12 protein-coding genes and 1 pseudogene are annotated in these 12,432 nt (G+C 64.5%); 8 read left to right on the forward strand and 5 right to left on the reverse strand.

Features of this window, described 5'->3' with window-relative positions:
- Nucleotides 1–344: 344 nt before the first annotated feature.
- Nucleotides 345–1,649, reverse strand: a complete 1,305-nt coding sequence (locus MJ643_RS10100; RefSeq protein WP_096010234.1) for an MFS transporter — start codon at nucleotides 1,647–1,649, stop codon at nucleotides 345–347.
- A 266-nt stretch (nucleotides 1,650–1,915) separates the two neighbouring features.
- Here MJ643_RS10100 and MJ643_RS10105 point away from each other — a divergent pair.
- The 3 genes and pseudogenes from MJ643_RS10105 to MJ643_RS10115 all read left to right on the forward strand — a co-directional run bounded on the left by MJ643_RS10105 (nucleotide 1,916) and on the right by MJ643_RS10115 (nucleotide 4,220).
- Nucleotides 1,916–3,018, forward strand: a pseudogene (locus MJ643_RS10105) (iron-containing alcohol dehydrogenase).
- A 77-nt stretch (nucleotides 3,019–3,095) separates the two neighbouring features.
- Nucleotides 3,096–3,410 (forward strand): NIPSNAP family protein, encoded by a 315-nt coding sequence (locus tag MJ643_RS10110; RefSeq protein WP_013972037.1) that lies wholly within the window; start codon nucleotides 3,096–3,098, stop codon nucleotides 3,408–3,410.
- A 33-nt stretch (nucleotides 3,411–3,443) separates the two neighbouring features.
- Nucleotides 3,444–4,220: an SDR family oxidoreductase gene (locus MJ643_RS10115; protein WP_013972038.1), complete on the forward strand. Its 777-nt coding sequence runs from the start codon at nucleotides 3,444–3,446 to the stop codon at nucleotides 4,218–4,220.
- An 82-nt stretch (nucleotides 4,221–4,302) separates the two neighbouring features.
- On the opposite strand, the gene MJ643_RS10120 is transcribed toward MJ643_RS10115, so the two are convergent.
- Nucleotides 4,303–4,845, reverse strand: coding sequence for a WYL domain-containing protein (locus MJ643_RS10120; protein ID WP_038409286.1), 543 nt, complete (start codon nucleotides 4,843–4,845; stop codon nucleotides 4,303–4,305).
- Nucleotides 4,846–4,952: 107 nt separating this feature from the next.
- Nucleotides 4,953–5,939 (reverse strand): zinc-binding dehydrogenase, encoded by a 987-nt coding sequence (locus MJ643_RS10125; protein ID WP_196184776.1) that lies wholly within the window; start codon nucleotides 5,937–5,939, stop codon nucleotides 4,953–4,955.
- 362 nt (nucleotides 5,940–6,301) lie between these two features.
- Here MJ643_RS10125 and MJ643_RS10130 point away from each other — a divergent pair, with 362 nt between their 5' ends.
- The 4 genes from MJ643_RS10130 (at nucleotide 6,302) to MJ643_RS10145 (ending at nucleotide 9,392) form a co-directional block, all read left to right on the forward strand.
- Nucleotides 6,302–7,495, forward strand: coding sequence for an MFS transporter (locus tag MJ643_RS10130; RefSeq protein WP_196184775.1), 1,194 nt, complete (start codon nucleotides 6,302–6,304; stop codon nucleotides 7,493–7,495).
- 30 nt (nucleotides 7,496–7,525) lie between these two features.
- Nucleotides 7,526–8,632 carry an alkene reductase gene (locus MJ643_RS10135; protein WP_196184774.1) on the forward strand — a complete coding sequence of 369 codons (1,107 nt, stop codon included), beginning with the start codon at nucleotides 7,526–7,528 and terminating at the stop codon, nucleotides 8,630–8,632.
- A 243-nt stretch (nucleotides 8,633–8,875) separates the two neighbouring features.
- A complete protein-coding gene (locus MJ643_RS10140) occupies nucleotides 8,876–9,121 on the forward strand; it encodes a type II toxin-antitoxin system Phd/YefM family antitoxin (protein ID WP_096010237.1) in 246 nt (81 codons plus the stop codon).
- Nucleotides 9,111–9,392 (forward strand): type II toxin-antitoxin system RelE/ParE family toxin, encoded by a 282-nt coding sequence (locus MJ643_RS10145; RefSeq protein ID WP_003259987.1) that lies wholly within the window; start codon nucleotides 9,111–9,113, stop codon nucleotides 9,390–9,392. Before MJ643_RS10140 ends, MJ643_RS10145 begins: the two co-directional genes overlap by 11 nt.
- 38 nt (nucleotides 9,393–9,430) lie before the next feature.
- Here MJ643_RS10145 and MJ643_RS10150 read toward each other — a convergent pair whose 3' ends face one another.
- Complete coding sequence (locus MJ643_RS10150) at nucleotides 9,431–9,826, reverse strand: hypothetical protein (protein ID WP_023662326.1); 396 nt, start codon at nucleotides 9,824–9,826, stop codon at nucleotides 9,431–9,433.
- 88 nt (nucleotides 9,827–9,914) lie between these two features.
- Nucleotides 9,915–10,823 carry a LysR family transcriptional regulator gene (locus MJ643_RS10155; protein ID WP_013972045.1) on the reverse strand — a complete coding sequence of 303 codons (909 nt, stop codon included), beginning with the start codon at nucleotides 10,821–10,823 and terminating at the stop codon, nucleotides 9,915–9,917.
- Nucleotides 10,824–11,114: 291 nt separating this feature from the next.
- Here MJ643_RS10155 and MJ643_RS10160 point away from each other — a divergent pair, with 291 nt between their 5' ends.
- The gene (locus MJ643_RS10160) at nucleotides 11,115–12,419 is read left to right on the forward strand and encodes an MFS transporter (RefSeq protein WP_013972046.1); all 1,305 of its coding nucleotides are present in this window, start codon (nucleotides 11,115–11,117) and stop codon (nucleotides 12,417–12,419) included.
- Nucleotides 12,420–12,432 lie beyond the last annotated feature (13 nt).

The raw sequence follows: 12,432 nt of genomic DNA on the forward strand, positions 1-12,432 counted from the left end.
ACCTGTGGGAGCGGGCAAGCCCGCGAAGCAGGCGACGCGGTGGATGGCACCGGCTGCGCCGGTGTTCGCGGCTGAAGCCGCCCCCACAGGTACAGCGCGAGCCCGAAGCCTGCGCTGTACCTGTGGGGGGCGGGCAAGCCCGCGAAGCAGGCGACGCAGTGGATGGCACCGGCTGCGCCGGTGTTCGCGGCTGAAGCCGCTCCCACAGGTACAGCGCGAGCCCGAAGCCTGCGCCGTACCTGTGGGAGCGGGTTCACCCGCGAAGCAGGCGACGCGGTGATGGCACCGGCTGCGCCGGTGTTCGCGGCTGAAGCCGCTGCCACAGGGATCTCGCAATCCCTGCCTCAGAACTGCCGCTCGCGGTAATCGATCAAACTGGAAAACACCGCAATCAACACCGCAGCCACCACAAAGAAGATCAGCGCAAAGAAGTAATCCCCGGTGAACTGCACGATCAGCCCGATCACGATCGGCACCAGCACCCCGGCCATGTTGCCGCAGAAGTTCATGGTGCCACCCAGCACGCCGGTGCGCGACGGCCCGCCGATGATCGCCGGCAGGCACCAGTACATCCCGCACCAACGGATGAAGAACATCGCCACGCACAGCAGGCTGATCACCGCGACGGTCTCGCCCACATAGGCTGCCGCCAGGATGCACAGCGCCGCCACCAGAGCCGAACCGCTGAACATGGTGCGCATCACCAGGTTCGGCGAGGCGCCGCTAGCCCGCCAGCGGTCACCGATCCAGCCGCCGATCAGTTCGCCGACAAACCCGCACATGAAGATCAGGAAGGTCGCCCCGCCCATGGCCGAGATGTTCAGGCCGTGGGCCTTGTGCAGGTAGCTCGGCATCCAGGTCAGCAGGCCGTAGAACACCGCCAGGATGCAGCTGTAGCCGGCGAACATGGCAAAGATCGAACGGTCCTTGAGCAGCTCGCGCAGCGGCAGGCTGGCCTTGGCTGCCGCTGCGTGGGCGCTGGCGTTGCCTTCGGTGATGTGGCGCAGTTCGGCCTCGTTGACCCCCGGATGCTCGCTGGGGTGGTTGCGGATGTACTTCCACGCCAGGATGCCGGCCAATACGGTGCCGATCCCTGCCACCACGAAGGCCAACCGCCACGAACCCAGCCAGGCAATCAGCCCGGAAATCAGGATCGCCCCCAGGGCGCTGCCCAGCGGCGCTCCGCCATCCACCAGCACCGCGCCACGGCCACGTTCGTTAGGCGTCAGCCAGGCGCCATTGAGCTTGGCCCCGGCGGGCATGATCGGCGACTCGGCCACGCCCAGGCCAATGCGCGTCAGCAGCAGTACCAGCCAGTTGTGCGAGGCCGCGCCCAGTGCCTGGAACAGGCCCCAGGCCACGGTTGCCGCGCCAATGATGCCGCGGGTGTGGAAGCGGTCCAGCAGCATGCCGCCAGGGATCTGCATCAAGGCATAGGACCAGAAGAACGCACTGAGCATCAGCCCTTCCATGGCCGGCGTCAGGTTGAATTCGGGGGCGATCAGCGGCAGCGCCACCGACAGCGAGGCGCGGTCGATGTAGTTGATTGCGGTCAGCAGCAACAGGATCAGGAAGATGCGCCAGCGCACCGTGGTCATCGGGGCCGCAGCGGGCAGCGCCAGGTCGGCCGGGGAGGGGATGGTCTTCATCGCAGGAGCTCGTTGTTGTGATTATCGGGAGGCGTAGCAACTACGCAGGCCGATTGTTGGAGCGCTGCCGGCAGTGCAGGTAATGAAAAGAGCTGATCCGCCAATAACGCCTGCTTATTACCCAGGCAGGGGATAAGCAGTGGTTATTGGCGGATCAGCTCTTTTCATTATCGGCGGCCCTGGCCCGCGCTCTAGATTGCCCCGGCACGGCCCGCCAGCGTCACGGCGGGCACAACAAGAACAACGCAGTAGCCTGAGGACCCCTCATGAGCCAATTCCAGTTCCATTTCCCCACCATTGCCAAATGTGGCGCGGGCCTGGCCGACCAGGCCGGTGCGCTGCTCAAGCCGCACGTGGACGGCACCCTGCTGGTGGTCACCGACCAGGGCCTGATCGATGCAGGCATCCTGGCCGGCTTCTTCGCCTCGCTGGAGCAGGCGGGCATCGACTACCAGCTGTTCTGCGCCGTTGAAGCCAACCCCAGCACCGATGTGCTCGACGCTGCCGTGGCGCTGCTGAAAGAGCGCAAATGCACCGCCGTGATCGGCGTGGGCGGCGGCAGCAGCATCGACACCGCCAAGGGCGTGGCGGCGATGGCCACCAACCCTGGCAACATCCTCGACTACGAAGGCTACGACAAACTGACCCAGCCGCCGCTGCCGATTTTCGCCATCCCGACCACCTCCGGTACCGGCAGCGAATGCACCGCGTCGACCGTGTTCACCAACAAGCGCACGCTGTTCAAGACGGTGATTGTCAGCCCGCGCCTGTTCCCGCGCCTGGCCATCCTCCGGCACTGACCCTGAAGCTGCCGGCGGCCATTACCGCCGCCACCGGCATGGATGCCCTGACCCACGCCATCGAGTCGTATGTGTCGCGCCAGGCCAACCCGATCAGCCAGGCCATGGCCCTGCAAGCCATTCGCATGATTGCCGGCAGCCTGGAAAAGACCTACTTCGTCGGCACCGACATGGCGGCCCGTGAGCAGATGCTGCTGGGCTCGTTCCTGGCCGGGGTGGCGTTCTCGCAATCCAAGCTGGGCAACGTGCATGCCATTTCCCACACCTTCGGCGGGGTGTTCAACATTCCCCATGGCATCGCCAACGCCGCCCTGCTGCCTTACGTGATCAAGTTCAACCTGCCGGCCTGCCCGGAGCGCTTCCGTGACATCGCCATTGCCCTGGGCGCCGATGTGACCGGGCTCAGCGTGGAGCAGGCCGCGGCGCGCACGGTAGATGCGGTGGTGGCCCTGAACCAGGCCATCGGCATCCCGGCGACCATCCGTGAGCTGGCGTGGACCTTGACTTCCTGCCGCAGATGGTCAGCGACTCGATGCGCAGCGGCAACGTGCTGGTCAACCCACGCCTGACCACCGCGCGCGATGTCGAGCGCCTGATCACCGATGCCTACCACGGCAACCTCTGAACCTTTAACGGAACCACGACCATGTTCTATGAAATGCGTACCTACACCCTGCACATCGGCAAGATGAAGCAATACCTGGAGCACTTCGAAAAGGAAGGCTTGCCGGTGATCTCGCGCTACGCCAAGCTGGTGGGCTGGTGGTACACCGAGATCGGCGAACTGAACCAGGTGGTGCACATCTGGGCCTACGAGAGCCTTGACGACCGCATCGAGCGCCGCGCCGCCCTGTACCGCGATGCGGACTGGCTGGAGCGCTTCATCCCGGTGGCCTTCCCGATGCTGGTGCGGATGGAATCGAAGCTGTTGATGCCTGCCGCGTTTTCGCCGATCCAGTGACCCTGTAACTGCATTGCATCAAGGAACAACCCAATGGATCTAGGCATTACCGGCCGCTGGGCCATCGTCTGCGCGGCCAGCCAGGGTCTGGGCAAAGGTTGCGCCGAAGCGCTGGGCAAAGAAGGCGTCAACCTGGTCATCAATGCCCGTACCCAGGCCACCCTGGAGCAGACCGCCGCCGAGTTGCGCGCGGCCTGCCCGGGCATCGAGGTGCGCACCGTGGCCGGTGATGTCGCCGACGCCGAGGTGCGCCAGGCGCTGCTGGCAGCCTGCCCGCAGGTGGATATCCTGGTCAACAATGCCGGTGGCCCGCCCCCGGGCGACTTCCGCGACTGGGGCCGCGAGGACTGGCTGAAGGCACTGGACGCCAACATGCTTACCCCCATCGAGCTGATCAAGGCGGTGGTCGATGGCATGGCCGAGCGCGGGTTTGGCCGGGTGGTGAACATCACCTCCGGTGCGGTGAAGGCGCCGATCGATATTCTTGGCTTGTCCAATGGTGCGCGCAGTGGCCTTACCGGCTTCATCGCCGGCCTGGCCCGTCAGCAGCGCCTGGCGGGCCGCAACGTGACGTTGAATAACCTGCTGCCTGGGGCGTTCGACACGGCGCGCCTGCAGAAGACCCTGAAAGCGGCAGGTGGCGATGTGGAAGCCACCGCCCAGTCGCGGCGCAAGGCCATCCCGGCGGCACGCTTTGGCGGCGCGGGTGAGTTCGGCGCTTACTGCGCGTTCCTGTGCAGTGCGCATGCCGGCTACATCACCGGGCAGAACCTGTTGATCGATGGCGGGGCGTTCCCCGGCACGTTCTGACGGCCCCAACGCTGCTCCTACAGGTCAGTGCCCATTGGCACTGATAGTCAGTGAATCGCCACGGAGTTGGTGTTCTTGCCGGTCAACAACCACCCTCGTGCAGCGCCAGGCTCTGGCGCAACTGCACGAGCATGGCCTGTCGCAATGCCTGCGGCGCCTGCACGCGGATCGAGCCGGCCTGGGACAGCAGCCAGCCCATCAGCGAGCGGTTGTCGTCGACGGTAGCTACCAGGATGGCACCACCTTCCGCCTGCAGCGTCAGTTGCATATCTGCCGACAGTGGCGACGCCTCAAGGCGCCGGGCAAGGGCATCATCGACCCAGGCGTGCAACTCGACCTGTTCCGCAGGTGAGAGCGCATCGGGCTGCAGCTGTTGCGCTTCGCCAGGGTTCAGGCCCGCTTGCCAGTACCAGCCGTAGGGCATGCCTTTGCTGTTGCACTGCAGCGGGAAGAGTGCCGCGAGTTCGACCAGGTCGCGTTCGACCGTGCGTTTGCTGGTGATATAGCCAACGGTGGTCAGGGCGGCCTGCAACTGGGTGGAACTCATCCCCGGGTGACGGCCTGGCAGCAGCTTTAGCAGCTGCCACTGGCGGGCGATGGTGTGGCGGGTAGGGTGGCTGGGCAAAGGGCTCGTCCTTGAAGGCAGGCACGAAGCCTGCCTAAGTAGTGGCGTTTAGCTATTGCTCAGCATACCTTGTAGCAGAATGGGATCCAAGTTTTCGCATTTGGCGTTTAGTCCAGGCGCGTCACCCATTTGCCTGTGCCTTGGCCCTCTTTCAGCTGCCGCAGAGCCTGTGGCAAAGCAGAGAAGGTGAACTCGCGGCGCTGTGGAGCGATCAGGCGACCATCGGCAATGGCCTGCAGCAATTTTTCACCGGCCACGCGCAGGGCTTGGCGGTCTGCCAATTGGCCGTAGGCATGAATGCTGTTGAGCGCCACTTCATGCAGCGAGATCGCCGTGCTGAAAGCGGGCGTTGGTGCGGTTTCCTGGCGGTCCTGGATGCAAACGAGGTGGCCGTTGTAGCCGAGCAGGTGGGCCAGGCTGCCGGCATGGGCGCCGCTGACGGTGTCGAACAGGGCATGCAGCGGGCGCTCGCCCAGGGCGGCCTGCAGTTGGTTCTGCCAGTCGGCGTCGTGGTAGTCGAACACCCCGCTCACACCGAGGGCCTTGAGCGAGGCGTGGTGGTGTTGGCCGGCACTGGCCCATACGCGCAGGCCACGCTGCGCGGCCAGCTGCGCGAGGTAGAAGCCCACCGCGCCACCGGCGCCGATCACCAGCACGTCGCAGCTGGCACCTTCGGGTACCTTGGCCAGGGCCTGCCAGGCGGTCAGGGCGGGGCAGGGCACGGCGGCCGCGGCGGTGTCGCTGAGCGCGCTGGGGATATGCATGACCAGGCTTGCATCGAGCAGGCAGTGCTCGGCAAAACTGCCGTCACGCGCCAGCGATTGGTGGTAGGCGACGCGGCTGCCCAACGGCATGTCGACGCCTGCGCCAACGGCGACTACCACACCGGCGCCATCCACGCCCGGGACCGTGCCCTGCTGCCAGGCCGGGTGGCCCCACTCGCAGATTTTCCAGTCCACCGGGTTGAGGGCAATGGCGCGGTTGGCCACCAGCACCTCACCGGGGCCGGGTTGTGGCAGGGGTTTACGCAGCAGTTGCAGGCCGTCGAGGCCGGCGTTCGGGGTCCAGGCCCAGGCTTGATGATCGGTTGGCATGGTGCGGGTCCTTTCGAGACGGGTGTGGGCGGCAGGCTAGCGGGGATCGGGCGTGGGAAAAAGGTGCGGTGAGGGCAAGGTGTTTTGACTGGAGGACAAAAAAGCGGGGCCGCTGGGCGGCCCATCGCAGGCAAGCCAGCTCCTACAGGTACAGCACCAGCCCGGAGCCTGTGCAATTCCGGTGGGAGCGGGCGTGCCCGCGAATGCGTCTGTCAGGCAACACAAAAGATTGACCCTTTCGCAACAGCCCCATCGCAACCTTTGCTTCCAGATCAAAACTCATTGTCCCGCGCCCATCTTTTTCCCATCCCCACGTCCCCCCGAGAATCCACCCATCCCAACCTTCCACAGGTGATTCTCAAATGCCTCTCGCCTTGTTAGCCCTGACCCTGGCGGCTTTCGCCATCGGCACCACGGAGTTCGTGATCGTCGGCCTCATCCCGACCATCGCCAATGACCTGGCAGTGACACTGCCTTCGGCCGGCCTGCTGGTAAGCCTTTACGCCCTCAGCGTCGCCATCGGCGCGCCCCTGCTCACCGCCATGACCGGCCGCGTCCCGCGCAAGCTGCTGCTGGTCGGCCTGATGGCGCTGTTCACAGCCGGTAACCTGGTGGCCTGGCAGGCGCCCAGCTACGAATCGCTGATCATGGCGCGCATCCTCACCGGCCTGGCCCACGGGGTGTTCTTCTCGGTGGGCTCGATCATCGCCACCAGCCTGGTGCCGAAAGAAAAAGCCGCCAGCGCCATCGCCACCATGTTCAGTGGCATGACCGTGGCCTTCGTCACCGGTATCCCGCTGGGTACCTTCATCGGCCAGCACTTCGGCTGGCGCGTGACCTTCCTGGTGGTGGCTGCCTTCGGCCTGGTAGCGCTGCTCGGCGCACTGCTGTTCGTGCCCAAGCGCATCCAGCACAGCCAGCCGGCACCGCTGCTGCGCCAACTGCGGGTGATGCTGCAACCGCGCCTGCTGCTGGTGTATGCCATGACTGCCGTGGGTTACGGCGGCTCGCTGATCGCCTTTACCTTCCTTGCCCCGATCCTGCAGGACATCGCCGGCTTCGGCGCCAACAGCGTCGCCCTGGTGCTGCTCGCCTACGGCGTTTCGGTTGCCCTGGGCAACATCTGGGGCGGCCGCCTGGCCGACCGCAAAGGCCCGGTCAAGGCGCTGTCGATCATCTTCCTGCTGCTGGCCGTGGTGCTGCTGGCGCTGACCTTCACCGCGCCGCATCCGGTGCTGGTGGTAATCACCGTACTGGCCTGGGGCGCGGTGGCCTTCGGCAATGTGCCGGGCCTGCAGGTGTACGTGGTGCAGCAGGCGGAAAAGGTCGCCCCCGACGCAGTCGACGTGGCGGCCGGTTTCAACATCGCCGCCTTCAACCTGGGTGTGGCCGGTGGCTCCTTGGGCGGTGCCCAGGTGGTGCAACAACTCGGCCTCGGGCACACCCCATGGATTGCCGCGCTGGTCACCCTCGGTGCCCTGGCCCTGACCCTGTACAGCGGCCGCCTCGACCGCCGCGTACCTGCCCAGTCACAACCTGTCGTCAGCCGCGCCTGACCCCTGATTCGCCTTACGGAGATGCTCGCAATGGCTCAAGATCCACTGTTCCAACCCCTGCAATTCGGCGCCCTCAACCTGCCCAACCGCGTGCTGATGCCACCGATGACCCGCTCCCGCGCTGCCCAGCCTGGCGATGTACCGACCGCGCTGATGGCCGAGTACTACGCACAACGCGCCAGTGCCGGGCTGATCGTCAGTGAAGGCACCTGGATCTCGCCACTGGGCAAGGGTTACGCCCGCACCCCGGGTATCCACACCCAGGCGCAGATCGACGGCTGGCGCCTGGTCACCGAGGCTGTGCATGCCGCGGGCGGGCGCATCTTCGCCCAGCTCTGGCACGTCGGCCGCCTCAGCCACAGCAGCCTGCTCGGCGGCCAGGCACCGGTGTCGTCCTCGGCGATGCAGGCCGAAGGCGTGAACGTGTTTATCGACAATGCCGACGGCACCCCAGGCTTTGTCCAGGCCTCCAAACCACGCGCGTTGAGCGAAGCGGAAATTGCCGAGATCATCGAGCAATACCGCCAGGCTGCGCGCAACGCCATGGCCGCCGGTTTTGATGGTGTCGAGTTGCACGCGGCCAACGGTTACCTGGTCAACCAGTTCCTCGATTCCGGCGCCAACGACCGCACCGACCGCTTCGGCGGTTCGCTGGAAAACCGCCTGCGTTTCCTCGACCTGGTCACCCGTGCGCTGGTCGAAGGTACCGGCGACGCCCAGCGTGTAGGCGTACGCCTGGCGCCGCTGACCACGCTCAATGGCTGTGTCGACGCCGACCCGGTCACCACCTATACCGCAGCGGCCAAGTGCCTGGGTGTAATCGGCATCGGCTACCTGCACATTGCCGAAGCCGACTGGGATGACGCGCCGGACATGCCGGTGGACTTCAAGCAACAGCTGCGGGCGGTGTTCCCCGGGGTGATGGTGTATGCCGGCAAATACACCGGCGAACGCGCACGGCGCGCGCTGGAGGAGGGCTGGGCTGACCTGGTCGGCTTCGGCCGGCCATTCGTGGCCAACCCGGACCTGCCGGCGCGGCTGAAGCTGAATGCGCCCCTGGCCGAGCACGAACGGGCCACGCTGTTCGGTGGTGATGCCCATGGCCTGACCGACTACCCGGTCATGGCAACAGCCTGACCCCGACCGCTCCTCATGGAACTGCAAATGACTCATTGAGTTAGCAGGGACCCTGTGGGAGCGGCTTTAGCCGCGAACACCGGCGCAGCCGGTGCCATGCACCGCGTTGGATTCAGAGGGCTGGGCGATCTCCCAAAAAGACGGCATTTCGCCTGTCGTGTCTCACCTCTGTGCTTGAGCAGTGACGACTTGTTTGTGTCCTATATATGGACCAAAATATGGCTCTCTTTTGAGGGTGAAAACATGCAAAACATATTCGCTGACGTGGCCGTAAGCGTGTCGGAACTGAAAAAGAACCCATCCGCGGTGATGACCGGCGCTGCGGGTATGCCCGTCGCCGTGCTCAATCACAACCGCGTGATGGGTTACATGGTGCCGGCCGAACTGTACGAGGCCATGATGGAACGCTTGGAAGATCTCGAATTGGGCGAACTGGCCAAGTCGAGGTTGGGTGAAAAAGGCGTACCGGTATCCCTGGATGACCTATAAACTCGAATTCCTGCCTTCGGCACTGAAAGAGTGGGGCAAGCTAGGCCACACCGTGCGCGAACAGATCAAGAAAAAACTCGCCGAGCGCCTGCAGTCACCCAAGGTACAGGCCGACGCGCTGCGTGACCTGCCGAACCACTACAAAATCAAGCTCAAGGCCTCTGGATATCGCCTCGTCTATCGAGTCGAGGACGAGCGGATCGTTGTAGTGGTGGTATCGGTTGGCAAACGCGAGCGTAGCGAGGTGTATCGATCCGCTCAGAAGCGGTAAACATCATCACGGTGTAGCCATCCCTCTGTTCCTCGTTGCTATTCCATCAGCATCACAGCGTTGGCGTATTTTTCCTGGTCCGGTGTGAACGTTGTCAGCATGCCGGTGTGATTACAGGTCAGGGTGAGCTCTGTTCGCGTATCGATGAACAGATCCTCGCCGCGAAGGCCCTGCCATTGCGCCAGGTACTTGAACGAACCGTACTTCATCGGTTTCTTCAATGCGCGATCATGGCCACCTTTCCAACCTAGCACCGGGAGCGCGCCATCGGCGCAGTGCCGGGCAAGTTCTGGCTGGGCCAGAGCCCGCTCACGGCCAATCTCCCAGCAGCGGATCAAGCCCTCGTCGGGACCCTTCCATGCTTCTTCCCAAGTGATCAAGGGGCGGATGGGGTGATGAATAGGGCGTCGAATGACCCCGGTAGCTCGATCCATGACTGAGATTGTCCGTAATGTTCAGTTGGGCTGGATGCTACTAATTGGCCACTATCGTGTCCAGTGCTCGTCGACCCCAGCTCAGCGTTCAGTCAAGGCTGTGCTGCAACGCCTCGATAAACACCTCTTCCGCACGGCTGAAGCGCTGCTCCCTGTTCCACAACAGGTGGATATCCACATCGGCAATCCCTTCCTGCGGCGGCAGCTTCCACAGCAACCCGGCGTCTACATCCGGCGCTACCACATGCTCGGGCAGGCAACCTATGCCAAACCCGGCAATCACCAGCCGGCGTACCTCCTCAAGGCTTGGTGACGAGGCCACGATCCGCCCGGCAAACCCCTGCTGGTCGCGGAAAATGGTCAGTGGCGACAGCATTCCGCCAATCTGGTCACTGGTGAAACTGACGAAATTCTCCCGCTGCAGGTCGCCTTCGTCCTGGCCGAACAGGGCATGGTGCTTGCCACAGAAGAACGCATAGCGCTGGCGCAGGAACAACCGTTGCTCCAGCCGTGGCTGCGCACGCCGGTTAAGGCTGAGGCCCGCCGTGGCGGTTTTCTCCTGCAGGGCGGCAACGATGTCGGAGCTGCGCATCACGTCGATCTCCAGCTCCACCCGCGGGTGCTGGCGGTGGAAGTCGGCGAGGAAGTCGTCGAAGTGTTCGTTGACGATACGGCTGATCATCAGCAGGCGTACCTTGCCCACCAGTTCGTCCGCCGGTTGCTCCAGCAAGCCGCCGATCTGCGACATCTGCCCATAGACCTCGCCAGCCAGCTGGAACAGCTGCTCGCCCATTTCCGTCAGCACGAAGCGCGGCCCGCGGCGGGCGATCAGTTGGCGGCCAAGCTGTTCTTCAAGGCGCTTGAGCGCCTGGCTCACTGCCGGCTGGGTGAGGTGCAGGCGGGCGGCAGCACGGCTGATGGACAGCTCCTGGCCGATGACCCGGAAGGTGCGCAGCAGGTTCCAGTCGAGGCGGTCGTTGAGCAGACGGTCGGGCATGGCAGGGCTCGATAATAAGCAAGGCTAATATTTCGAATAATAAATAGAAAATTGACTAATCATAGCCCCGGGCCGATAAATCGCAGATATCGAGGCCTGCCGAATCGGTGTTGGCTTCTTCGCGGGTAAACCCGCTCCCACAGGTACTGCAGCGCTTGCAGACCTTGTGCAAGCCCTGTGGGAGCGGGTTTACCCGCGAAGAAGCTGACACCAGACCAACAGGCCAAGCGCCACAAGAGCGCCCCCATGCCCCTGACAACTCCTGCCAGAACAACAAGCAAAGGAGCCCCCATGAAGCCCACCGCTTCCCCCCAGCCACGCCGTGCCGCCGCCGCCGCGTTCATCGGTACCATGATCGAGTGGTACGACTTCTACATCTACGCCACCGCCGCCGCCCTGGTGTTCGGCGCGCTGTTCTTCCCCTCCGACAACAGCCTGTTCAGCACCATGGCCGCGTTCGGTACCTTCGCCGTCGGCTTCTTCGCCCGGCCGCTGGGGGGCATCGTTTTCGGCCACGTGGGCGACCGTATCGGCCGCAAGAAGTCGCTGGTCATCACCTTGCTGATGATGGGCATCGTCACCGTGGGCATCGGCCTGCTGCCGACCTACGCACAAATCGGCGCCACCGCGCCGGTACTGCTGATCCTGCTGCGCATCGTCCAGGGTATTGCCGTGGGCGGTGAGTGGGGCGGGGCGGTGCTGATGGCCGGTGAGCATGCACCCAAGGGCCGGCGCAACTTCTTCGCTTCGTTCGCCCAGCTGGGCAGCCCGGCGGGCCTGATCCTGTCGCTGCTGGCCTTCGGCGCGGTCACCCGCCTGCCGGAAGAAGACCTGATGAACTGGGGCTGGCGCGTGCCGTTCCTGGCCAGCGCGCTGTTGCTGCTGGTGGGCCTGGCGATTCGCCTGGGGGTGAATGAGTCACCCGAGTTCATCGCCAGCCGCGAGCAGGCGGAAAAGGCCCGGCGCAAGGAGCAGGCCCCGGTATTCGAAGTGTTGCGCACGGCCTGGCGCCCGCTGTTGCTGTGCATCGGTGCCAATACCCTGGGTATTGCCGGGGTCTACTTCACCAACACCTTCATGATCAGCTACACCACCACGCAATTGCACCTGGAGCGCTCCTTGATCCTGGAGTGCCTGTTCTTCGTGGCGATCATCCAGTTCTGCGTGCAGCCGTTGGCCGCCTGGCTATCGGAAAAAATCGGCGCCACCCGCTTCCTGGCCCTGGTCGCGTTGCTGGCGATGGCCTCGCCTTACCCGATGTTCGTGCTGGTCAGCTCGGGCCAGGGCCCGTTGATCGTACTCGGCATCGCCCTGGCCGCCGCATGCATGGCGTCGTTCTACGCGGTGATCGCCGGCTATGTCAGCGGCATGTTCGACACCCGCGTGCGCTACACCGCCATATCCCTGGCCTACCAGATCTGCGGCGCCATCGCGGGCGGCCTGACCCCGCTGATCGGTACGTGGCTGGCCCACACCTTCACCGGCCAATGGTGGCCGATGGCGGTGTTCTACACCTTGATCGCAACCATTTCGCTGGTCTGCGTGCTCGCCCTGGCGCGCCAGTACGCCCGCAGCCAGCGCCTGGAACTGGCCTGATCGAACCGCTTTT

The organism is Pseudomonas sp. PNPG3 (assembly GCF_023093815.1).
In the GTDB taxonomy this organism is placed as follows: Bacteria; Pseudomonadota; Gammaproteobacteria; order Pseudomonadales; family Pseudomonadaceae; genus Aquipseudomonas; species Aquipseudomonas asiatica.